Raw genomic sequence first — 25057 nt, 5'->3', positions numbered from 1 at the left:
GTGATTCCTCCCTTTTATCTACATCCTAAATGTCTAGCAATTACGAGACGTTGAATTTCAGAAGTTCCTTCACCAATTTCTAATAGTTTCGCATCACGAATATGTCGTTCAACTTCATATTCACGCATATAACCATATCCACCATGAATCTGTACTGCTTGATTCGCAATACGGCTTGCTGCTTCCGATGCAAATAGTTTTGCCATTGCCGCTTCTTTGCCGAAAGGTTTATCGTTATCTTTTAACCAAGCTGCTTTATGTACTAAATTGCGTGCTAGCTCTACTTCAGTCGCCATATCAGCTAATTTAAATTGAATCGCTTGAAAATTAGAGATTGACTTTCCAAATTGTTGACGTTCTTTCGCATATTGTAATGCACGTTCAAAGGCTGATTGCGCAATACCAACTGCCAATGCAGCGATTGAAATACGCCCTCCATCAAGTGTATATAAAAATTGTTTAAAGCCTTTATTTACATCACCAAGAATATTTTCTTTCGGTACACGAACACCATCAAGTACGATTTCACAAGTATTAGAAGCGCGAACACCCATCTTATCGTAAGGACTTGAAATCGTTAATCCTTCACTCGTAGTAGGCACGATAAATGCAGAAATACGTTTTCTACCATTCTCTTCAATACCGTTGACAGCGGTTACAATAATTGTATTTGCATACTCTGCGTTTGTAATCCAACACTTCTCACCACTGATTACATACTCATCACCATCTAATACCGCTTTCGTTTGAGTACCACCTGCATCTGATCCAGCATTCGGCTCCGTTAATCCGAAGGCACCTAATGTTTTACCTGACGCCATTGGAACTAAATACTTTTGTTTTTGTTCTTCTGTACCGAAATAATAAATTGGAGAAGCACCTAATGAAATTGTTGCAGCATAGCTTAAACCGGTGCCACCACAAGCGCGACCAATTTCTTCAACTGCTAAAGCATACGATACTGTATCGCCACCTGAACCTCCATACTCTTCTGGGAATGGGATGCCTAGTAATCCTAGTTCGCCCATTTTTTGAAATGTTTCATATGGAAACTCTGCAGTTTTGTCATAATATACAGCTTTCGGTGCGATTTCCTTTTCAGCAAAGTCACGTACCATTTCTTTAATCATTTGTTTTTCGCGAGTTAGAGTAAATTCCATTCCGCTACACACCCCTTATCGAATATTGAGTTTCGACAGCGTGCGAGTTTCTACTACAAACATAACAACTTAAAAGACAAGAATATTAGTTAGACAATTGCTATAATTCTGTCATAACTTAATTTTAAAACAGATTCTGTACTAATGCACAAAAAAATTCCTACATTGTTCTACAACAACATAGGAGGTTTTGTGTCGAATTATGTAATTTATTGTTTAATAATCTCTACCTTTTCCGGAATCAGAAATTTCTACTAATGCTTCAGGATATGGTTCGAAATATGTTTGTCTTAATAAATACTTTTCATCAAATCGAATAGCCCATGATTTTAAAATTGTAAGTAAACTACTAAGTGGTATTTTCTTTTCTGCATACTTTTGTAACAGTTCTATAAAATGATCTTTTTCTTGTTTTTTTAACTTTGTTTTAAAATATCCAAAAATGTGCTCGCATACATTTACATTCGATGTATAACGGGGCGCACGCATAAATAATTCATATAAAGTCTTCTCATAGTTTTCAAATACCACTTCAATCTTTTCATTTTTTTGATTTGCAATTATACGACCTAATTCCTTTTGTTTCACCTGATTATATGCCATAAATAAATATTTATTATCCGACTGAAACGATACAAGTTCTTTCATATTTTTATTGTGTTTAATCATTTTGTAATATGCGATTGTAAATAGCCTTGTAAAGAAATGCTCTCTAATAATAAAATTCGACAATCTACCTTCCTCTTCAATAGGAAGATACGAAAAATTTTTTACTACTGCTCCGCCAAATAAGCCAGCTCCTTTTCCCTTTGCTGGCGCTTTTTCAAAACCAGAATAAATTTTCACATCACGCGTACCACAACTTGGTGAACGATTCTTTAAAATAAAACCATCCACATCCGATATCGTTTGTAAAAAGTCATTTGAAAACTGTTCCATTTTTTCAGTTACATCTTCTCGTGTCGACGGTTGCACAAGTCTATTCTCACCATTTTCTTCTACAATTCGTATCGTTTCACGAGGAGTCCCCAATCCAATCTCGACTTCTGGACAAACAGGTATAAATGTAACAAATGGCTGCAAATTTCGTATTGTTACATCTGGAATCATCTCTCCATTATAACGACAAGCATCAAATTCTAAACATTTACTTACGACGATTGTAGGTTTTGCAAATTGTCGCATCTTATTACCTCCTTATTACTAGTCCGTATAATATAAATTGTACTAAGATTAACATTTTAAGCAAAGTTTGATTCAGTTATTTTTATGAGAAATATAAATCCAATGATACATTAACAATCATTCAACTCTATTTTCTATAAATGTGCGCCCTATTAATGAGGGTTTAGATATTGTGAAATGAATAATACACACATGCTTCGGAGAAATTAATGATTAAGAAAGGAGGGATTGTTATGAAAAAGAAATTATCATCTATTTTGAGTGTTTTAACACTATCTATTATGTTTTTAGGTACATCTACGCAAGCTGAATACGATGGAAATAATATGAATAGAGTTAATAACACTGATATTTCAACTCGAGTAAATGACAATAACTTAGACAGAGTTAATAATGATGTAAGAACTCGAAATATAAATACAACAAATGATTTAAATGATAATCGTGATAAAAATAATAATTGGGCTTGGCTTGGTTTATTAGGACTAGCAGGATTATTAGGTCTTAGAAGAAGAGACAAAGAAACACGCTGATTTAGAATGTTTTTATTAAACAAGCACTTATTTATCAAAAATATATAATGAAAATAAATCGCCTTTTTAAAGGCGATTTATTTTTACTTAAAAGTAATGTATGTAATTCACACTTCAACGATTAAAATCGTGGAGTTAATCCATACAATATAAATTGAATCGTATTTTCAATTTCCGCTTCATCATTCCATTTTTCTTCAGGCAATAATAAAAATCGTGTTAATAATAAACCTAATACAGCTGATAAAGTAAGACGTAGTACGGAAGATGGTGGTATCTCAATAATTTCCCCTTCTTCTTGAAATTTCACAATCAACTTTTTGAAATGTGAAAACAGTTCTGTTTCTACTAATTGCTGTATTTCATTTTTCAGTTCTGGTTGGAATGGCACCTCTTGAATTAATATTTTTATCATAGGAAAGTGTTTTTGAGCAAATTTAAACCTATTATGAATTACAACCCTTAAAAGTCTTTCATATGATTCATACTCCGATTTAAATATTTCTTTTGCAAAGGTTTGTACGAAAAATGGTGCAGCGAACTTAGTTAAAGTTGGCATTACGACCGCTAGTAATAAATCTTTTTTCGTCTTATAGTAGCGGAAGATTGTTCCTTCCGCTACACCAGCCCGTTTTGCAATTTCACTTGTTGAAGTTGAAGCGTATCCTTTTTCTCCAAACATATCAACAGCCGCCTCTAATATTCGCATTTGACGTTCATTTCTTTTATCCGTATTAGTTGCAGCTATTAATTCCTCCAGCCAATCCTTCTGCATTTATAAAGCTCCTTTTTGTCATTATTATATTTTGCGATGTTTCTTTAAAGCAAATACATTTCCTACTGCAAATAATATTGAAAAAAGTAATAATACAGTAAGATCTAATGCAATCTCTGTAAACCCTTGATTCCGAATCATCACTTGTCTCATTGCGTCAGCGCCGTATGTGAGTGGAAATACTTTCCCTAACATTTGTAGCCACTTGTTCATAGATTCCATTGGAAACAATCCAGAAAAGAAGATTTGTGGCACAATAACAAGCGGTATAAATTGAATCATTTGAAATTCATTATTTGCGTATGCCGATAAAAACGTACCTAATGTTAGTGCAGTTAAAGAGAGCATACATGTAATAAGTAGCGTTAGCCATATAGAGCCAGCTACGTATAAATCTAAAATATAAACGGAAAAACTTACGATAATAATGGATTGTATAAAGGCAAAGATTCCAAAACCAATAATATAACCTGCGACTATTTCCCATCTTCTTATTGGGGTGGATAATAACCTTTCTAGCGTACCACTTAAACGTTCTCTTACGAAGGATACACCTGATAATATAAATACAAAGAAAAATGTAAAGAAACCAATTAATACAGGACCAAGCCCATCAAACATCGTAAAGTCTTTAGAGCCATGTAAAAAATTTACTTCAGGTTTCATAATCGATACATCATTCTTCTCTGTGCTTTTTTGCAATACTTGAAGTACAGCACGATTTTTTGAAGAATCACTACCTTCCAACAGAAGTTTCATTTTTCCATTCTCTATTTGAAGTATTGCATCTACCTTTTGTTTTTCTAACTCAGAAATCGCGTTTTCTTTACTGTATTCATAAATTGACGCTTCTTGATTTTTCATCACTTTTACTATTTGAGCGGGCATATCAACAACAGCAATTTGCGGTATATAGTCTTTTTGTGTAAACACTAGCGATAATAGCCAAAGTAATAACATTGGTGCCCCAAACATCATCGCTAACGAACGCTTATCTCGAAAAAATTGGCGAATAATACGAATGATTACACCAGTAACTCTCATGATGACACCACCTCTTCCAACAAAAAGACATCTTCAATCCGTCCAGATGACACGCGTTTTTTCAATTCTTCAGTTGTTCCAACCGCAACTAGTTTCCCTTCTCTAATTAATCCTAGACGCTCACAAAATTCAGCTTCATCCATAATGTGCGTCGTTACAATAATCGTTGTGCCTTTCTTTTTAAGATCATAAAATTTTTCCCAAATCGTTTTCCTAAGAAGCGGATCTATCCCCACTGTAGGCTCATCTAAAATTAATATTTCTGGTTCATGGAGGAGTGCTATTGCTAATGATAAGCGTTTTTTCATTCCACCTGAAAATTGTTGTACTTGCTTTTTCATATACTGTGACAATTGTACAAGTTCAAAAACCTCTGCAATTCTTGTCTTTTTACTTTTTCCCTTTAATCCATACATCGTTGCTATAAAATCTGCATTTTCATATGCTGACAATTCTTCATATAATGCATCCGCCTGGGCCATATAACCAATTCGTTTCATTTCATTTAAATTAGGCATATTAGTATTATTAACAAGCACTTCACCTTTCGTTGCCTCATTAATACCTGCAATCATTTTAATGAGCGTTGTTTTCCCCGATCCAGAAGGTCCAACAAAACCAAAAATCTCTGCTTTTTCAACTTGCAATGAAAGATTGTGTAACACTTCTTTTTTTCCAAAACTTTTTGATACAGTCCGTAAAATAATTGAAGGTTGTTGCACGTTTCATCCTCCTTTTCCAATAAAAATGAGTGAGTACTCACTTTTATTTTACTCTTGCTTAATTATATGTCAAACTTCGTTGATTAGTATGTATGTTCAATCACCGATATTAAAAAATGAAACAGAGTCGACATTAGAATTTCATTTCCTAAAGTCGACTCTGTTTCATTTAAACTATAAATTTCACTTTACGTTTTTAAATTCATATACTTCCGAATTCTAGCAACGTCTAAAGAATATTCGATAACTAATTGCTGTAACGGTAAAATAACTGTGTCAGGATATAAATGTGCATATTGTAATGTTTCTGCATATTTTTCTAACCTTTTTTCTAAATACTTTATTATTTGATCAGGATGACTTACTAATAAACATTTACAATAATAATGGATTTGTTCCTCAATCGCCGTGTATTCTTCAATTTCATATTCTTTATGCATGTGTACACCCCTTTAAGTTTTTTATATGAATTACTTATCACAATTTTCACTCGACAAATTTTAAGTTTTTTGATTATTTACACTATAACAAACACTGAGGGTCAAATTTTGTTACTTTATGTAACGTAGAAAATTTTTAACAAAATTGTAATGTTTACTCCTGCAAAATACAGAAAGCCCCTTTACTCATTTTTGTATAAAAAAATCGTACAGCTTAATTTAGCTGCACGACTACAATTTCTGGCCTATTCAAAATCCTTTGCGGAATGATACTATTTCCTAATCCTCTACTCACTACCATTGATGTATTTTGTTCTACATATAAACCCGCTGTATATTTAGGTAAAACACCTTGATTTGGCGCAACTAATCCTCCGATAAATGGCAATCTAACTTGCCCTCCATGAGCATGTCCCGATAAAACCAAATCCAACCTCTCATTCGTATATTCCTTTATAAATTCAGGCCGATGGGATAATAATACATTATATTTATCTGGCTGCATTTCAATTTTCGCTTTTTTAATTTCATCTATTATAATATTTCCTTCATCACGGTTTCCAGTAACAAACTCTGGATCATCAATACCTAGCAAGTTTATTTCTTGCTCACCCTTTCGAATGCCTACATGTTCATTCCTTAAAACATTGACATCATATTTCTTCAACTCTTTTTCTAAATTGTTATACTTTCCAGACCATTGTTCATGGTTTCCTGTCACAAAATATACAGGATATTTCTTTACAATTTCTCGTATTAATTGCATACTAACTTCTGCATCGTATGATTTACTGTCAATTAAATCACCCGTAATCGCAATAATATCTGGGTCTATACTTTTTATTTTTTGAATTAACACATCTTGATTATCGCCAAATTTTTTATTGTGTAAGTCTGAAATTTGTAGAATTTTATACCCTTTAAAAGAGGATGGTATTTTACTAGAGGTTATTTTAACCTCAGTTATACTTATTAAATTGTTCTGTAAATATAAAAAGATGCTACAACCTACTAATGTAGCAATAAGTAATATACTTCTTTTAATCTTCTTGCTCATATTCCCTCCTAAAATCTTCATCAATACTACAATTCTCAAAAACATTTCAATAGATTATTCTTTTTATCTAACGGTTCTCTTTTAAAGTGAAATCGATTTAACTACGATAATCAAGTACAAGTTTCTAATTTTAGGAACTGAAGAACTTATATCACTCTGTTGAAGTAAACATGCCCGGTTCTGTTCTAATCGTAACTCTATCATATAACATTAAAGCCGAAATTCCCAAGTTAAGGAATTTCAGCTTTTTGAGTTCGTATGAATATCTTAGTTTTAGTTCTATGTATCTTGCCGTTGTACATCATAGTACATACCAGTTGTCTCTCTATATGTGGTGAGTTTTTTATCTTTTTCAATAATCAACTATGTATAAAACATTTAACTTAGTTAATACCCTTAATGAATATCATGCTTTTTAAAGTTTCCGCCTTGTACTTCCGCAACATCATATACAGTGACAAAGGCATTTTCATCAATTTCATGAATAAGTTCCTTCATTGTTTCTAAATTTTAAAATTATGTAGCGTCATTCCATTCAGACTTCAATATTGAATATTGATATTCATCAATCCACTGCCCTTTTAGCATGTAATTCTGTAATAAATGACCTTCTCTCCTCAACCCCACTCGTTCTAGTACAGAAATAGACTTATTATTTCGAACGTCCGAAAATGCAATCACTTTATGTTTCCGTAATGAATGAAATATGTAATTCAGTAAGGCACAAACAGCTTCAGTTGCATAGCCTTTCCCCTGATATTCTGGAGAAAGAGTAAATCCAATTTCTACGATGCGAGGTTCATTTACAAGTGTGTGAAGTGCACAATCTCCAATTATTTTGTTATTTTCAGCCAAAGCTATTGCGAACTGGAACCAAGTACCTGGTAGATTAGGATTATTTTTAACTTGTTCATTTACAAACGTTTTAGCCTCATGATATTGATAATTAACCCATGACTGAAATCTAGCCACTTCTGGATTAGAACGATAAAAATGAAAGTAGTTAGTGTCATCCATACTAAACCTTCTCAAAACAAGACAATCTGTTCTCCAAAAGACTTGATTGTCATTCTCCATAACTATTCACCCTCTTTTCTACATTAATTATATCTTTATAATACATAGGTATAAATAGTTTACATGCTTATAAAAAAGCGATTCTTTTCACATTAAAAAGAATCGCTTTCCAAGTTCTTATTTTTAATTATATTACATAAAGAATTGAAAGATTATTACTTAAGAGCCTTAACTATAACTTCCGTTGCCTCTGCAATGAGTTGATTATCATAGCTAGCCTCTTTCTCACCTTTACTAGATAAAATTGCGATGATAATTGGTGCTCTATTTGGAGGCCAAACGATAGCAATATCATTTCTTGTTCCGTAACTGCCAGCACCTGATTTATCTCCAACTACCCAGTCAGTTGGTACGCCTGCACGAATAAGTTTGTCCCCTGTAGCATTTCCTTTCATCCACTCTGTAAGAATTTTACGTTTTTCAGCTGGAAGTGCATTTCCGACCGTAAAAGCTTTAAGATTCGTAGCAATTGCTTTCGCTGTACTAGTGTCACGAATGTCTCCTGGAATAGCTTCGTTTAATTCTGTTTCAAAGCGATCAGACATAGTAACCCGATCCCCCATCTTTCTAAGCGCTTTTTCATATCCTTTAGGTCCGCCTATTTTATTAAATAAAATGTTCCCTGCAGTATTATCACTTGAACGAACAGCAGCCTCAGCAATTTCTCCTAGTTTCATTCCAGTATCTACATGTTTCTCTGTAACAGGTGAATAATCCACTAAGTCTTCTTTCGTAAATGTGATTACTTCATTTAATGTATCAATTGAGTTTTGCTGTAGTAATACTCCTGCTGCTAAAGCCTTGTAGGTTGATGCGAAGGCAAATCTTTCGTTAGATCGATAAGAAATTGTTTGATTTGTACCAGTATCAATCGCATATACACCTACTCGAGCATCAAATTTTTTCTCAAGTTGAGAGAACTCTTTATGCGTCGCCTGATTTTTATGTTTCACTTGTCCAGTCTTTTCTTTCGCTTCAACTTGCAGTGCCCCTCCTGTAAAAGCTTCTAGGCTTGTAATACTTAAACCTAATATACCAACGCATATTCCTATTTTTAGCATCCTCTTATTTTTCAAAATCATCATTCCTTCCAAATTTTTAGCACCTTTTTATACGTACACATAATAGACAATCACCGAACCAAATTTGTTCCATAAACTAAAAAAATTATAGCTAGTATGAGAGTTATTAACAAAATAAGAGATAGTAGCTACGACGCCTCTATCTCCTATTTCATATTTCATTTTTTTACTTATAAATGGCTTTATATGAACAGGTTCTTTCCCTGAGAAAAGTACTCTAATTTTGCTTAGAACTACCTGTACTAGTAGCTTCACCATGTATACGTTGCTGTTTTAAATCAAAGTATACATCTAATACTTCCTTTCCGATTATAGAATTAATTCCATTTTTATCATCATGAAGCCATGGAACTACTACGGAAAATGCTACTTCTGGATTATCATATGGAGCATATCCAACTAACGTTAAGTTGTAACATTCCATACGTTCTCCTTTTGCATTTCTACCAATCGGGTCATCTCCACCATATACAGTTTGGGCTGTTCCTGTCTTTCCTGCTGGTTTATATGGCGCGTTTTTGAAATATTTCACGCCAGTTCCATCACCTTCTTGGAATACCCATCTAAACCCTTCTTTTATCCGATCAATATGTTCTTTCTTCATATCAATTCGATTTAATACGACAGGCTCTATGGAACGTATAACTTTGCCAACCTCTTCTTTTATTGATTGTTCTCGTATTTCTTGTACAATTTGAGGTTGCATTCTATAACCACCATTCGCAATCGTTGAAATATATTGCGCTAATTGCAACGGCGTATACGTATCATACTGACCGATAGAAAAATCTAGTAAAAACCCAGGTTGACTATCTACTTTTCTCGTTTGTCCAATTATTTCATTCGGTAAATCAATACCTGTTGGGACACCTAAACCAAATTGCTTGAAATAATAGCGCATCGTATCAAATGCTCCTTGTTTAATATCCAATGAGCCATTTGGTACGTAATTAACTCCCGCAATTTTTAAAGCTGTCTGGAACATGTATACATTCGAAGATACTTGTAAAGCCCGTAAATCATTAATATTACCAAATCCGGATACATTCCACGATTTCTTAGCTTGTGTACCTTTAAATTTCATCGGCGCGTCATAAAATTGATCTCCTGGATGTATTGCGCCTGTCTCATATCCAGTTAATAAAGTAGCACCTTTTACAGCTGACCCTAGCTCATACGAAGTTGTCATGTTTCCTAATGCCAAATCCTCAACTTCTATTTTCCCTTCTTTTTCTACAATCTTTTTGCCTGCCATTGATAAAATTTGTCCGTTATTTGGATTCGTCATGACAACAAAAGCTCGATCGAGCAGTGGCTCTGAACTCTTAAAAGCTCTCAAGTTTTTCTCTATACTTTCTTCCACTTTCTTTTGTAATTCCATATCAATCGTTAATGTTAAACTATTACCACTTTTTCCTTTAGAGATTATTTCTGTGCTAACAATGTTTCCTGATTTATCAGTAATATTTTTCACTTCTTCTTTTGTGCCGTGTAATACATCTTCATATCGTTGTTCAATATAACTTTTTCCAACACGATCATTACGGTTATATCCACGTACTAAATAAGAATCTAAATTTTCTTTCGGTAATCCTTCTTCACTACTCGTAATATTTCCTAATACAGAACGAAATAAATTACCGTTTACATAATTACGTTCCCAATCAACAGTTGCATCTACTCCTGGAAAATTCGCAAGATTTTCGCTTATCCGCGCATACTCTTCATCTGTTACATCTTTTTTAATGATTTGTGGTGTTAGTTGATAACCTGAACTCATTTTACTTTTAATAGCTAACACCTTTAAATCTTGTGCTGTTAATTCTGCTAATTCTACCTCTGTAACACGACCTCGTCTTAAGTCTTCTATTTTTTTATCTAACTCTTTTCCCTCTATACCCTTTTCTTTAAACTTTTCTATATCTTTCTTAGTAATCTTTGTCTCCGCACGTTTCGAATTCAACTGCATCCAAAAATCTTTTTTATCGATATCTGTTAATTTATTTATATCTTGTTCAGGCATTTCAAGTACTTTCGCCAAGTCTTTTGCTGTTCTTAAAATATCTTCACTCGTAATTCCCTTCACCCTTGTATACGTAATTGTGCGAAGAGATTTATTATTAACAACTGTTTTCCCTTCTCGATCTAAAATTTGTCCACGTGGAACTGGAATACTAGTTATTGCATTTTGACTACTTTCCACTTGGTTCTTATAAGCCTCTCCCTCAACGATTTGTACCTTTCCTAGCTGCATAATAATAGCTGAGAATAGTACAAATATGCAAAGGAACATTATATTTAATCGAATAGATATATATGTCTTCTGCTTCTTGCCTTTTTGTTCTTTCATAAATCCTCCATTTAACCCTTTCAGAAATTGCTACAAATACTAAAAGCATTCCTTATATATTAGATACCGATAATCGGTTATAAATATTGACTCAATTTTTTGCTTAATCCTTGTAAGCAACCATTTCTTTTCGTTTAGATACGGAATTAATAACTCTCCCTTCCTGTTTTCTCTCTATTTTTTTGCCACTTGCATGAGAAGTGCTAAACTGTATAATGACTCTTATTAAACTTACATATAAACTTGCTAGTAAATTTTCATGCTAATTATTCCTTTCTTCATGCTGTAATACTTAATAGACAACCTAAACAATAAAGTTGTTCCACATTTACAAAAAAAATAATTAAATATAAGATGAAATAGGCTACATAAGGGAGGGTTATATGTTACATATAAAAAGATGGAGATTTTTTGCGTTTTTTTCTATCGTAGGTTTGATTTTACTAATTTTATTAAAAATCAACTTCATTTCAATTACTATCGCAACTTCTTCAGCTGAAAGAGGAAAGATTTTTGATCAAAATGGTGTAATACTAGCTACAAATAAGAAAGTTAAGTCTCTATATTGCACTTCTAATGACGAAAAGCTATCGAAACAAGATACATCAAACACATTAGCTTTTTTTAATCAATTTTCAAGCGAATTTCAACATGATATTTCTACAGAGAACATAAAATCTCAATTACAACAATCTTGTAAAAAGCAGACTATGAATGATATACCGTTATACTCTGATATAACTGAGAATGAACTTGCATTCATAAACAAAAACAAACCCAATAATGTAATAATTAAAGATGAATGGATTCGATATTATCCTAAACACGAAATTGGTTCACAAGTAATTGGGTATGTAGAAAATGACCTTAATTCAAAGCATAAGGCTGTTGGAAAAAGCGGGATTGAGCTGCAATATGAAAATGATTTAAAAGGAAAACCAGGTAAAACTCTTATTTTTAAATTGAATAATAAAAAGTTCTTATGGAACATTCAAAACGTACAAAAAGGTAAAGATGTACGGCTAGCTTTAGACTCTGAGTTGCAGCAAAAGGCAGAAGAAGCATTAAAATCTCAAATTAAGAAAACACCTGATGCTAAAGCTGGTTATGCTGTAGTGAGCGATGCGAAAACTGGCGCAATTTTAACTATGGCCAACTCGGTAGTTTTTGATCCAAATATATTAAATACACATGTATCTTCTAGAAAAGAAAACATTAAATCTCTTTCGCAAAATAAAGCAATTCAAAAATTAAAGTATGGTGAATCTTATGTAAATATGGCTTCTACTATAAAACCACTTACTATTTTAATTGGATTAAATGAAAAGCTTTTCCAACCCGAAGATACTTATTTAGATAAAGGTACTTTTCAGTATGATAATCAAAATAACATTACGAATGCGCCTGGAACACCAACAGGGGAGATTACACCGAGGCAGGCTATCATTAATTCATCTAACACATTTATGACAGCAAAAGTAGCTCTGCCCCTATTCAACCAAAATAATGGGAATATAGAAAAAGTGGCACATATATGGACAGATTATTTAATGCAATTCGGCCTACGTTCTAAAACCGGGATTGATTTACCCTTTGAAGAAGACGGACAATATGAATTCCATCCATCTAATAAGTTTGAAAATGGAATCTCCGCTTTATTAAACGCCTCTTGGGGAGGAAATGAAGTGCATACCCCTCTTCAACTCGCTCAATATGCAGCAACTTTGGCAAGTAAAGGTGATAAATATAAACCTCAAACTGTAAGTGCAATTATTAGTCCGGACGGTAAGGAAACAAAAAAGTTTAAACCAATTTTAGAAAGTTCAAATCGTTACCCGATGAACTTTTGGAGTGTCGTGCAAGGTGGAATGAGTCAAAATATAGAGGAAATTAAAAAGTTGCCCTTTGACGTCGCAGGTAAAACAGGTATTACAGGTTTTCCGAATGAGCAAGAAAGAATGATAAATCATTCTCTTTTCATTGCATATGCTCCTACCGAAGATCCACAAATTGCCGTTTCTGTCGTTATTCCTGGTAGTAATTCAGAAAAAAACATCGCTGCTCTCGTTACATCAGAAATTTTAGAGTCTTGGCATACACTTCAAAAAGAGAATAAAAACAAAGAGGAAGGTTCATTAAAGTGAACCTTCCTCTTTTACCAAATAGAATCTATATTTATTATTTTCCATTCACCATTATCATTTTTTTCGAACATAAATGAATACTTAATATCAGTTAAAACATACTCTTTTTGTACGTATCCAGTATTGCCATTAATTGTCGATATTTTTATATATCCATCATTTTGCACTTTTTCTGGAATCCAAGCTTTTACCATTTCATTAGATACTTCATATAACACTTGTGATTCTCGTTTTGGTTCAGCTAAAATTTTCGTTTTATTTCCAGTAACCGTTGCATATATAAAATGCGCTTGCTTTGGTTGGTTACTTTCTGTCAATCCACTTGGTACTTTGTATACTTTTTTTGTATCATTTGCAAACTCTCCCCCCATTGTAAGAGCGACTTGCAACTCATGAAAAATATCTTCATCAAACTTCAGTTCATCCTTTTTATAACTCTTCCCTTTAAATAGAACTTCATCATTTAACGCTTTGTACAGGTCATTTTCATTTTTTGAGTTCGTACTTTGATATAGTTCATTCATAAATTGTTTTAATGATGGATCTTGAGCAGACTCATCTTTTGTTTTAGGCTTAATTTGAGTACTACTTTGTACCGGTGATTTATTATCATCAAGCCAAGGTTGTTGAACAATGAAAAATAACATTGTACAAACCAAAACAACTACAATAGGTAATGCTTTTTTACGAAATGGTCTTTTATGTTTTACAAAATCCACTTCATTATTTTCATATATAGACTGCTTTATTTTAGAAATAAATTCTTCTTCATCTTTACGATTCTCCATTGGCCCTTTTTTTATTTTTCTATACCAGTCAGGATTTTGTTTATTGTTCATCACTACTACCCTCCCCTATTAATTTTGAAACCTTACTTCTCGCTCTACTTAATCTCGATTTTACAGTTCCAATGGATACTCCTAATGTTTCAGCCATTTCTTCATAAGATAATTCATATTTTGCGTCCAATATAATTATTTCACGGTGCTTTTTAGGTAGTTCTAATACAACCTTCCACACATCATTCATTTCTTCTTGCTTAAAAAATTCTTGTTCTGCTGACAGGGATTGCTTATCGTCACTAAAAAATCCTATTAAAGATATCCTTTTAAAATAAGAGGATTTCAAATAGTTTATTGCCGTATTTCTTGTGATTTTTAATATCCACGTTTTAATAGATGACTCCTTTCGAAATGAATTCCAATTTTTAAACACCTTTATAAATACATCTTGCGTGATATCATCTGATAAGTGTGGATCTTTCGTAATAATAAATGAATAATTCCATACATCTTGCCAATAGTCTTTTATAACATAGTCCAGCTCATCATGATTACACTTTTCAATAAACGTCTGTTCCATTTCCACACCTCAAACTTATTTGAATAAACATAAAAACTGCCCTCACTTTTATTATGGTTTCAATATATAGACAAGATACAAGTTTCATTTGTTCCATTGTTTATCTTTTTTCAAGCAGAATAATACTACTAAAAAACAAGTAAAGCATACAATGATAAAATTCTACTCATGAAAATCTGTTTTTTGAATTTAACGTAACACTCCACTTGTCCATTTCAATTTGCTATCTCCTTCTATTTGCCATTAACAATGTCAACTTTTCTAGAATCACAGCAAAAAAGCATTCTTTCTAATCGAGAATGCTTTTTTGAAATTTAATTGTTCTATATTTTCCCCAATTTATATCTTTGAGTTAAGCAAACATGTAATAAATTTAGTCAAAAAATTCACCATATAATTAAGTATTATTTCTGAAATACATGTTTTACTTTTTCACCTGGAACGTTACTTCCTCCTCTTCCTTTTACATCTTCAATCATCATTGTAACAATCATGTCTGGCGCATTTGCATCGAAAGCTGCGAACCATCCCAGTTCTTTTCCGTCTGCTTCTTTCGACTCTTTCAGTTCTGCTGTGCCAGTTTTACCAGCAAGCGTTACACCATCAACCTTTGCAATTCTCCCTGCACCATCAGGGTCATTAATGACTTTGATTAATGCACTCTTTAATATCTCTTGATTCTTTTTAGAAACCACATTTTCTTTCCAATTCCCTGCTACTTTTGCTTCTTTTAAAAGATGTGGCGACGGAATATTCCCTTCATTCACAATCGGTGCATATGTTAATGCTAAATGAAGTGGCGTCATTAATACTTGTCCTTGTCCATAGCCCGTGTCTGCTAGTTGAATATCGTTTTTTATCCCATCTTTTGCAATGATTGAAATAGGAAATTCGTATTCGATTGGTAATTTTTCATGAAATCCGTACTTTTTAAATTCCTTTACATACTGATCTTTTCCCATTTTCAAAGCTTGTTGAGCAAAATAAATATTATCAGAGTACTTCATTGCCTTATCAAAATCAATTGGACTTGCATCCTTTACACGCGTTACATAGTAATTTCCCCAAGATGAATCTTTTGTCCACTTCAATCCTTGAATTTTAAATTCTTCCTTCGGATTTATTGTGTTTGTTTCCAAACCAATTGCACCTGTGATCGTTTTAAATACGGAACCTGGTACAAATGCTTGTGTAAAGCGATTCGTCATTGGTAGTTTCGAGTCGTTACTCCATGCTTCTCGTTGGGCTTTCGATGCTCCTCTAACTATTATATTTGGATTATAAGCAGGGCTACTTACAAGTGCGATTGTTTCACCTGTTTTAGGATTGACCGCTGCACTAGACCCTGCTTCAGTTTTCATCTCATTAAAGATTTTTTCTTGAATTGCAGCATCAATTGTTAACGTAACATTTTCTCCTTCTTTTGCTTCTTTTTTTGCTACGTTTTTAATCTCTTTCCCCTTCTCATCTTCTATAAATACGCGTCCACCCTTTTCACCACGCAATTTATTTTCTAACACTTTCTCTAAACCGGTCTTACCTACTAAATCATCTGCTTGATAACCTTGTTTTTGAAGTGATTTTAACTCCTCCGCATTCACCTTTCCGATATATCCAGTTAAGTGTGCCGCTGCTTCACCTAATGGATACGTACGAATATTTACTGGGCGAGATGAAACTCCTTCTAATTCAATATAATCATTCTGTCTGGTTCCCTCTTTTAAAATACCAATTGGTACAAAGGAGTCTGGTTTTATCCATTTTGCTGTGAGCTTTTGTTCGACCTCTTCTATAGACATATCAAGTAATTGTGCTACTATTTCTTTCGTTCGCACTGCTGTTTCGCCTAGTTTCTCTGGAATAATTCCAACCTCAGTTGCTTTACCATTCGTTGCAAGCCCTTTTCCATTGCGATCATATATTTCTCCGCGTTTTCCTTGCTCTATTTGCATACGTACTTTGTAATCTTTTTTCATACCTGGGAAGATGAAGTCTGGTGTCCAATCTGTTTTCCAAGACTCTTTATCTTTCACAAGTTTTGCTTCATGGATGAATGAAACTGGTCCTACATCCGTATCCATCTTAACTTCAAAAAGAAAAAGCTCTTTATCTTTCGTATTCTCTCCTTTCATTTTAACTTTTAAATTCTTAGCTCCAATCCCCTCATAGATTTTTTGATATTTTTCTGTAAATTCTTTTTTAGAAATCGATTTTTTGGCATGATCTGATAAATGATCATACATATTTGCAAACTTTTTATCATTCCATAAATTAATATATTCTTCAAATGCTTGTTTTGGCGGTTCGTTTTTATTACATCCTACCAACATAACTGCGAAACAAATGAAAAACAGCATCCATAATTTTTTCAATTCAATCTTCTCCCTTAGTTAAAAATGATGATTCCTTTCTTAATTTATTTAATAAAAAATGTTTTAACGCTTAATAGACAGTGAAAGTAAGGATATTGTTCCATATTTACAAAAAACTAAAAAAGAGTGATAAGAATTCCGTAAATTTGGAATCCTCATCACTCTCGTTTGATATTGTGCAAATCATGAATATGAAATAATAATTTCTAATTTTAAAAAATAATTTTAATTTTCCAACTAACGAGATAAAAATCATGTATTTGTTCTATTTTTAATAATTCATAAATTCGTTGAAATGTTCGCATCAAATTCATCTGATGTTTTGGTATCTATTTTTCTCCCATCAATTGTCATCTTTATTTTTTGTTTTTGGTTTGCTGTTACCACCCAAGCGTTCGGTAAATAACGATCTTCATGGGATAATGTAGACGGTGAATTTATAACCTTTCCTCCTAAATATAGCGTAGCAGAAGAACCTCCATCCATTGCCATTGCATTTATAGCGCCTTTTTCATATAGAATATCTTGACACTCTTTTAACGTAGCCCCTATACTATGCGTCTGTCTACCGTCAATAACTAGAAACATAATTGTACCATCTTCTTTTTGGGCCATAATACTTCTTGGAGCCGACCCCCAACCGCCGTCTCCTTCTGTAATCATTTTTTCTCCATTTACAATTAACTGTGGCATAAATCCAGCTGCGGAAACGACTTGTTTATCCAACAGTTGTTGGGTAGAATAATTTCCTGTTATCATTTGACCAAACTTTGTTAATCCCGTAATAATTGTAGGAGCATTTCTATCCATATTTGTATCAATAGCTTTCCCATTTTCTATCACAATTCCAGTAGCAACATTTCCTCCACCCCTTCCTGTTTCGTCAGCAAATCCACTTGCATTCACAGCAACAAGTGCATGATTACGTTTTGCCATTACGCTAATTTTTTCTCCCCTGTTAGCGCCCTGTGTTCCTTGATGGCTAACAAGTTTAACATTGAAGGGATTGCTAATAGTAACTAATTTTCCTTCAAAAAGAAAGCGACTATCTTTGTTACTTTTAATCGTTTCTACATCAATTTCTAATGGCTGATTTTTAAATTCTTCTAATCTTTTTCCTGCTATTTTTTTATAAATATGCTCATCACTATTTGACCATTTTGGATGATTAATTCTATCTTGCAATTTATCTAGTTCCTTTTGGGATAGGAATGTATACTTCGCATATTGTGGATGCTGAGAAGTTAGTATACTCCCAGCCATTGTTATGCGAAGCTCCCGGCCATAGCTAGTACCAAATAATATTCCTATGCCAATAAGCATGAAAATAGACAATAGAAGCAAAATTCGTTTGAAGATTTTTCTTAGATGTTTCATAGTTTTATCCTCCGGTATTAATTACATTCAATGAATCTTTTAAAATATTTTTTAATAAAGACAAAGGTGTTTGATTTCCTCATGCCTGAATTCCCCGCTATATTTTAGCAATTAGGGCAAAATACTTATTCCGAATTTCATTTTTTCAGTGTATATTTATAAATTTAATAACATTTTTGCAACCATGAAATAAATTACTAATCCTGTTCCGTCAACAAATGTTGTAATAAATGGACCTGAAACAACTGCAGGATCTAGTTTTAATTTTCTTAGAATCAAAGGTAAAACAGCTGCTACAAGAGAGGCCCAAATAACAATAAATAATAAAGTAATTGCTACAACTTGTGCAACTTCTGTTCCAACTCCTAACATATAAGCACGAGTGAGCCCAGCTATCCCAAGTGCAAGTCCAAGAAGCATACCTATTGCAAATTCCTTTTTCATTACACGGAAAATGTCTTTAAATTTCACCTCTCCAATACCAATTGCACGAGTAATTGTTGCTACAACCTGTGTTCCTGTATTCCCTCCAGTACCTACTAATAATGGAACAAAGAAAGCAAGGGCAACTACAGTTTCAATTTCGTCTTCAAAATACTTTAATACTGTACCTGTATATGCCTCAGCAACAAAAAGAAGTAATAACCATGGTAGACGTTTGAAGAAAATACTCCAAACGCTAGCTTCAAAGTAAGATTGATTCAACGGTTCACTTCCGCCTAACTTTTGAATATCTTCTGTAGCTTCTGCTTCCATAACATTCATTACGTCATCAAATGTTATAATACCAATCATTTTATTATTTACTGTTATCACAGGTATGGCTGCTAAATTATAATTTAGTAGCTTTTTTACAACTTCTTGCTGGTCAACTTCAGCATGTACTGAAATTACCTCTGGCATCATGATAGTAGATAATATCTCTTCATCTGCTGCTAGTAATAACTCATGTATGGAAACGATTCCCTCAAGATAACCATGACTATCAAGAACATAACTATAAGATATTGATTCTACATTTTCAGAATGTTCCCTAATGTACTTCAATGTCATTTTTACTGACCAATTTCCTCTAACTGCAACAAAATCACTTGTGACAAGACTTCCTGCCGTTTCAGGTTTGAAATTCATCAATTTTTTTACGTTATGTTTTGTAATTTTGTCTAGATACGCCATTAATTTAGCTTGTTTTTCAGGATGAACCGCTAGAAGTAAATCTACTAATTCATCAATCGGTTGTAAATTTAGTAACTTTTTAGCTTTGTTTTCAGATAAGTGAATTAAGATATTATATTTTTCTTCTGCACTCATATATTGAAGAATTTTAGAGCTTTTTAATACGGGAATCGTATTTAGCAATATGATTTGATCTTCAATTGAAAATCTTTTTACTTCTTGCGCAACATCATACGACGGAAGACGTAAAACTTTCTCTGCATCCAAATTATTTTTGGTTACAAGTAATTCTTTTAATAATTTCTTCATGTTAACTCCTCCTCATATTGCTAAGGGAGACTCTAGAGTTTCATGAGTGGTTTTGTTTTATTTTATCTGTCTAAAATTTTTTATTAGAGCAATAATAGTTACATTGCAATCAATTCATTATTTAGAATTACCTCCTTTTTGAATATAGACAAGATAAAAATAAATAACATTAAACAGAAAAACCTTTACTCAAAAAGGAGTAAAGGTTTTATCACAATACAAATAAATGATTATTAAGACAGCTCTGCCGAAATCACAGAGGTGCCTTTCTACCAAATCGTATACCACTCCCTCGTTGAGTTTTAGCACTGTATAGCATAGGTTTTTATAACCAGCTACATTAAGAAGGGCCTTAATCCGACCGTTCCTGTTGACCCATTGGCGTCTCTCGACATTTTTGGGCAGCAGCGTTTCTCTATACAGGAGCCTCACCTAACAAAGTTTATTGAATTACTTCAAAATTTAAACCAGAATTTAATATTTGTCAACTGACTTTCAATTTCATTCATAAAAAAATCTTTTATAGAAAATGAAATTATATTTTATTATAAATTTAAAATTCCCCTTAAAAAACATAGAATTCAAATAGATTTAATTCGAAGAAACGTAATAAAACATATGAAACTTATTGTTTTTAATCAAATTCCAACTTTATAACAAAAGATGAATAATTAGTCATTCTGTATATCAAAAGAACATTCACAAAAAAATCTTCTTTTATGATTAAAATCTTCTTTACTGTTTATCAAATTTATATGGTTAAACTACTTAATCAAACGATACACTACAAGTCAAAAATATGTACTTATACAGAATGATTACAGACATTTTTTCATATCATTTCTCAAAGAACTATAAAGCAATAAAACAAATAAAATTAGCAATATGGTTGCTTGACAAGCAAAAAAAATATATTTATGCTTGCTACACGAAACAAACACATAAAATTTATATTGCTTAACCTGTTAGGTGAGGCTCCTATGCAAACACAGGCTATTGCCCAAAAATGTCGAAAGACGCCAATGGGTAGAACAGGAATTGTCGGATTAAGGCTCTTCTTAAGATAGCTAAGTAATGAATTTTCATTACTTTACGTTGTATAGTGCCAAAGCTCTACTAGAGGGAAAAAAGCCTTATTTACTCATGCCATTTTGAATCCCTCTAGTTACATACTAGAGGGATTTTTGCGTAAAAAACAGGGAATAAGCGATAGAATCTTCCTAAACAAAAGTCATATTTAGTAATTGACGAGAACAAGATTCTATTCATTAGCAAATGTAATATTATGTTTTGTTTTAAATCAGGAGGATATTAAAATGAAAAAAATATTAAAACTCGATTATCTATTGCTCCTTCCTCTATTCATAACATGTACTTTAGGTATTATCATGATGTATAGTGCAAGCTCCATTGTCGCTGTCCAACATTACGGTTATAACAGTAGACATTTTGTTGATTCTCAATTAACAAAGCTACTTTTAGGAACAATAGGATTAATAATTTGTGCTTTACTCCCATATGAAATATGGAAAAAACGAATAGTCTCAATCTGTATTATGGTTGGGGGGATTTTTTTATTAATTATGGTTTTATGGAAAGGAAAAGTGGTAAATAATGCTCAATCATGGATCTTTGGAATACAGCCAGCTGAATTTCTTAAATTAGGAACAATCCTTGTAACAGCCCGTTTTTTTGCATTGCGACAAGAACAAGCTAAAAATAACTGGAGTGGTATCGGAAAACTTTTATTTTTTTTAGCTACAATTTTTTTTCTTATCTTTAAACAACCAAATTTAGGATCTGCACTTTTAATATTAGGTATAGGTTTTAGCATATTTCTTTGTTCAGGAATAAATATAAATCTACTAATCAAAAGAACTACCATCGGTTCTATTTTATGGTTACCTATTTTATATTATTTGATTCAATATAGTTTATCAGAAGTTCAAAAGACACGTATTACCACGATTTTCAATCCCTTTCTTGATGCGCAAGGAAATGGATACCAGCTTGTAAACTCTTTTATTGCCATGGGCTCTGGAGGAATCACTGGTCGTGGATTTGGAAATAGCATACAAAAAACAGGTTATCTTCCAGAACCACACACTGATTTTATAATGGCAATAGTTTCTGAAGAACTAGGATTTATTGGTGTATTTATTCTATTGGTTGGAGTTTTGACTATAGTACTTCGCTCCTTAAAAATTGCACAATTATGTGTAGATCCATTCGGCAGTTTTATAGCAATTGGTATAGGATGTATGATTGGTATGCAATCAGTTGTAAATTTAGGTGGTATTACGGGACTATTTCCTCTTACAGGTACTCCATTTCCATTTGTAAGTTTTGGTGGAAGTTCTTTAATGGTGAATTTAATAGCAATAGGAATATTGCTTAATATCTCAATTTTCAATAAAATAAAACTTTCTCCTTTTTAAAATCTATTGTACTTTAGTCATTTTTGTTACATTTAGAGAGATTATGCAGGCTTTCATAATGATTTGATTAAACTGTAGATTTATTAATTTTAAACGAACATTTAAAATATTTTATAGCATAGAATAGACAGTATACAGTAGACACCACTAATATCTACTAGGTGAATAAAAAAGAAGGAGAAAATAAATGACTCTAAATATAAATAGAGTATTCCCACGTAATTGGTATGCTGTGAGTTATGTAAAAGATATAAAAAAGATCCCAGTAAAAAAAGAGTTACTGGCAAAGATTTTGTATTATATCGGGATGAAAAAGGCGAAGTTCAGGCTCTATCACCTTACTGCCCTCATCGTGGCGCTGACTTATCACTGGGACAAGTAGTAAATGGTAAACTAATCTGTCCCTACCATGGTTGGGAATTCGATAGTTGTGGTACTTGTGTAAGAATTCCATCCCAACCCAATAAACCTATCCCGAAATTTGCTCATACCTTCTCATACCCTGTAAGAGAAAAAATTGGGTTGATTTGGATATACCCTGATAGTGAGGAAACTCCACCTGAATGGCAAACTTTTCATGTAATGGAGAACACTCCTTTTAAACTCTCTTTCTTCCACGCCACTTGGAATGCACACCTTACTCGATCAATCGAATCTGTGCTGGATATTGCTCATCTTGCTTATGTACATAAAAAAACGATTGGTAGAAAAACAAAAGCCGAATCAACCAATTATAAGCTGGAGGGAACACTGGATCAGTTTATATTCTCAAATGGTGATGCTTACCTTGAATACAAATTCCCACATCAGTGGATGCTTCACAGTGGCAAACAGGAGAATGAGTCATTTATTCAGTATATTACGTTTACACCAATTGATGAAGAAGAGACATTAATTATGGGATATACCGGAAGGACATTTTTAAAGTACTTCCCTTTACTAGACCAAATTTTAGCTAAATTTAGTTTAAGAGTACTAAAAGAGGATCAAATTATTGTAGAAAGTCAACATCCTAGACCTATACCAGAAGCTTTAAAAATGGAGGCCCATGTTCATGCAGATATGGCTCAAATTCAGTTTAGAAAACGTTGGTTTCAGTTTTTACAAAATGGGTCTTGTTTTTCACTTGATTAAAGGCACGTAACGCAGTATTAAATATAGGTGTAGTGATGTTGATAGACGTGGATGCTACCCCATCGCCATCAAGCTAAAATTTTATAGTACCCCCTGAACCCAATTTTGTACTAACTCGTAACAAAAAATCCCTTCAAAAAAAGAAAGGCGCCTATGCACCTTTCTTTTGTAATTCATTCTCACTCTCTTAGCATTCAGAATCCCTTATGAATCACTTTAATGCATCATTGTACGGACCTAATGACTCTTTAGAAAAGTAATAATTTGTCTCCTTACTTTTCAGTAACATATTTCCTCTTATTATTAAAAATAAGTCGTTTGTACTTAATATTTTTACTATAACTCTAACTAGTGCTAACCAAAGGATCATAATAAGCCAAATATAATTTATTAATCACGTTTAAAGTACATAAGTCTGCACTGATTGAAAATGCAGAACCAGCATTAATATCGTTTAGCGTATTTCTAATCCGCTAACGACTTAAATCACCTTATTTCACTCTCTTCGGTAAAGTTGAGCCTGAATGTTCAATTACTGGATGAACATAAACATTAATGTCAGCATTACTAAAATAATTTTCACCTTGATCCCAATTCTTACTTATTTTCTTCCATTCTTTATAATTATTCCGCTTATATACTTCTCCTAATGCTAATACATCCACCTTATATTTTTTTGAACAAGCTTTATTGATTTTTGAATCCTTTGCTCCATCTCTTTTGAAATATCCTTCGTTAAGCGTTTTTCATCCATAACTTGTTTATAATCGCTAAAATGCAACTCCGCCAAAGTACCCTCGAGAAACAAATAGACGGATGTTTCTTCTCATTTCATGATCACGAATATGTACATCTAGCGTATTCTGTAAAACATTAGGATTCCAGAGTAATTTTTCAGAAAAAATAATCACTTGTATATGCGGAAAAAATAATTCACGACTAATTTTTTTAGCAATAATTCGTATTTGTTCAAATACACTATCTGCTTTTGCACTCACATTAATATAATTATTCCCTGCCCCTTTTCCACCTTGCTGCGCTAACTTACTGGGAAGTACCATCTGATACGTCCCTTTCATAATTGGATTTGATTTCTTTTCCTTAACAATATCGTAAGACGCGCCTACTACAAATCCTCTTTCTTCTATCTCCATTAACTCAGAGCAACCACTGTATTTTTCTGTTTAACTGTTAGGATTCAGCTCATAATGAAACATATTTTTACATAAAAGACTTTCGTATATAAATTTTTCAAATGATTTATTAGCGAATTGTTGACCAATATCACTTTTTTGAGTGAGTAATTTTTTAGATTGATGA

Annotated in this window: 18 protein-coding genes, 4 pseudogenes and 2 riboswitches; of the genes and pseudogenes, 4 read left to right on the top strand and 18 right to left on the bottom strand. The window is 32.9% G+C overall.

Translation table 11 applies throughout. The annotated features are described in order from the left end of the window. Positions 1-14: 14 nt before the first annotated feature. Together AC1Q51_RS03990 and AC1Q51_RS03985 are read right to left on the bottom strand one after the other, a co-directional pair. A complete protein-coding gene (locus AC1Q51_RS03990; protein ID WP_000397279.1) occupies positions 15-1160 on the bottom strand; it encodes an acyl-CoA dehydrogenase in 1146 nt (381 codons plus the stop codon). Between the two features lie 216 nt (positions 1161-1376). Beyond that, positions 1377-2345 (bottom strand): YbgA family protein, encoded by a 969-nt coding sequence (locus AC1Q51_RS03985; RefSeq protein WP_001248644.1) that lies wholly within the window; start codon positions 2343-2345, stop codon positions 1377-1379. Positions 2346-2578: 233 nt separating this feature from the next. Between AC1Q51_RS03985 and AC1Q51_RS03980 the strand changes: the two genes are divergently transcribed. Continuing rightward, positions 2579-2878 (top strand): WGxxGxxG family protein, encoded by a 300-nt coding sequence (locus AC1Q51_RS03980; RefSeq protein WP_061660872.1) that lies wholly within the window; start codon positions 2579-2581, stop codon positions 2876-2878. Between the two features lie 121 nt (positions 2879-2999). Here AC1Q51_RS03980 and AC1Q51_RS03975 read toward each other — a convergent pair whose 3' ends face one another. The 9 genes and pseudogenes from AC1Q51_RS03975 to AC1Q51_RS03935 form a co-directional block, all read right to left on the bottom strand. Beyond that, the gene (locus AC1Q51_RS03975) at positions 3000-3653 is read right to left on the bottom strand and encodes a TetR/AcrR family transcriptional regulator (protein ID WP_016512809.1); all 654 of its coding nucleotides are present in this window, start codon (positions 3651-3653) and stop codon (positions 3000-3002) included. Between the two features lie 24 nt (positions 3654-3677). Further along, the gene (locus tag AC1Q51_RS03970; protein ID WP_353812352.1) at positions 3678-4697 is read right to left on the bottom strand and encodes an ABC transporter permease; all 1020 of its coding nucleotides are present in this window, start codon (positions 4695-4697) and stop codon (positions 3678-3680) included. Beyond that, a complete protein-coding gene (locus AC1Q51_RS03965) occupies positions 4694-5419 on the bottom strand; it encodes an ABC transporter ATP-binding protein (protein WP_001187075.1) in 726 nt (241 codons plus the stop codon). Before AC1Q51_RS03965 ends, AC1Q51_RS03970 begins: the two co-directional genes overlap by 4 nt. A gap of 188 nt (positions 5420-5607) precedes the next feature. After that, the gene (locus tag AC1Q51_RS03960; protein WP_000548621.1) at positions 5608-5859 is read right to left on the bottom strand and encodes a hypothetical protein; all 252 of its coding nucleotides are present in this window, start codon (positions 5857-5859) and stop codon (positions 5608-5610) included. Positions 5860-6073: 214 nt separating this feature from the next. Further along, complete coding sequence (locus AC1Q51_RS03955; protein ID WP_053564455.1) at positions 6074-6916, bottom strand: metallophosphoesterase; 843 nt, start codon at positions 6914-6916, stop codon at positions 6074-6076. 396 nt (positions 6917-7312) lie between these two features. Further along, positions 7313-7414 (bottom strand): annotated as a pseudogene (locus AC1Q51_RS03950) (DUF2179 domain-containing protein); the annotation flags it as partial. A gap of 18 nt (positions 7415-7432) precedes the next feature. Then, positions 7433-7993 (bottom strand): GNAT family N-acetyltransferase, encoded by a 561-nt coding sequence (locus tag AC1Q51_RS03945; protein WP_025118371.1) that lies wholly within the window; start codon positions 7991-7993, stop codon positions 7433-7435. A gap of 155 nt (positions 7994-8148) precedes the next feature. Continuing rightward, the gene (bla, locus tag AC1Q51_RS03940) at positions 8149-9075 is read right to left on the bottom strand and encodes a class A beta-lactamase Bla1 (RefSeq protein WP_139213245.1); all 927 of its coding nucleotides are present in this window, start codon (positions 9073-9075) and stop codon (positions 8149-8151) included. Positions 9076-9292: 217 nt separating this feature from the next. Continuing rightward, entirely contained in the window at positions 9293-11425 is a 2133-nt protein-coding gene (locus AC1Q51_RS03935) for a peptidoglycan D,D-transpeptidase FtsI family protein (protein ID WP_327641181.1), read from the bottom strand. 383 nt (positions 11426-11808) lie between these two features. Here AC1Q51_RS03935 and AC1Q51_RS03930 point away from each other — a divergent pair, with 383 nt between their 5' ends. Continuing rightward, positions 11809-13569 carry a peptidoglycan D,D-transpeptidase FtsI family protein gene (locus tag AC1Q51_RS03930; RefSeq protein WP_492331384.1) on the top strand — a complete coding sequence of 587 codons (1761 nt, stop codon included), beginning with the start codon at positions 11809-11811 and terminating at the stop codon, positions 13567-13569. A gap of 11 nt (positions 13570-13580) precedes the next feature. On the opposite strand, the gene AC1Q51_RS03925 is transcribed toward AC1Q51_RS03930, so the two are convergent. The 5 genes from AC1Q51_RS03925 to mgtE all read right to left on the bottom strand — a co-directional run bounded on the left by AC1Q51_RS03925 (position 13581) and on the right by mgtE (position 20165). Then, a complete protein-coding gene (locus AC1Q51_RS03925) occupies positions 13581-14408 on the bottom strand; it encodes an SH3 domain-containing protein (protein WP_001060761.1) in 828 nt (275 codons plus the stop codon). Further along, complete coding sequence (locus AC1Q51_RS03920; RefSeq protein WP_000438327.1) at positions 14398-14931, bottom strand: RNA polymerase sigma factor; 534 nt, start codon at positions 14929-14931, stop codon at positions 14398-14400. Before AC1Q51_RS03920 ends, AC1Q51_RS03925 begins: the two co-directional genes overlap by 11 nt. Positions 14932-15335: 404 nt before the next feature. After that, complete coding sequence (locus AC1Q51_RS03915) at positions 15336-17303, bottom strand: penicillin-binding transpeptidase domain-containing protein (protein WP_492331383.1); 1968 nt, start codon at positions 17301-17303, stop codon at positions 15336-15338. Positions 17304-17582: 279 nt separating this feature from the next. Continuing rightward, positions 17583-18680, bottom strand: coding sequence for a phosphodiester glycosidase family protein (locus AC1Q51_RS03910; protein ID WP_000681834.1), 1098 nt, complete (start codon positions 18678-18680; stop codon positions 17583-17585). A 156-nt stretch (positions 18681-18836) separates the two neighbouring features. Then, the gene (mgtE, locus tag AC1Q51_RS03905; RefSeq protein WP_000734827.1) at positions 18837-20165 is read right to left on the bottom strand and encodes a magnesium transporter; all 1329 of its coding nucleotides are present in this window, start codon (positions 20163-20165) and stop codon (positions 18837-18839) included. 281 nt (positions 20166-20446) lie between these two features. After that, positions 20447-20612, bottom strand: a riboswitch (M-box (ykoK) riboswitch). A 507-nt stretch (positions 20613-21119) separates the two neighbouring features. Next, positions 21120-21296: riboswitch (M-box (ykoK) riboswitch) on the top strand. Positions 21297-21481: 185 nt separating this feature from the next. Here mgtE and AC1Q51_RS03900 point away from each other — a divergent pair. Beyond that, a complete protein-coding gene (locus tag AC1Q51_RS03900; protein ID WP_000722115.1) occupies positions 21482-22603 on the top strand; it encodes an FtsW/RodA/SpoVE family cell cycle protein in 1122 nt (373 codons plus the stop codon). Positions 22604-22790: 187 nt separating this feature from the next. Further along, positions 22791-23737, top strand: a pseudogene (locus AC1Q51_RS03895) (Rieske 2Fe-2S domain-containing protein). Positions 23738-23948: 211 nt separating this feature from the next. On the opposite strand, the pseudogene AC1Q51_RS03890 reads toward AC1Q51_RS03895, so the two are convergent. Both AC1Q51_RS03890 and AC1Q51_RS03885 read right to left on the bottom strand, forming a co-directional pair. Then, positions 23949-24047: pseudogene (locus tag AC1Q51_RS03890) on the bottom strand (HXXEE domain-containing protein); the annotation flags it as partial. 181 nt (positions 24048-24228) lie between these two features. Beyond that, a pseudogene (locus tag AC1Q51_RS03885) lies at positions 24229-24909 on the bottom strand (Ger(x)C family spore germination protein); the annotation flags it as partial. Positions 24910-25057 lie beyond the last annotated feature (148 nt).

It is taken from the genome of Bacillus sp. MT94 (genome assembly GCF_058792475.1).
This window is presented reverse-complemented; position numbering and strand designations above follow the sequence as displayed.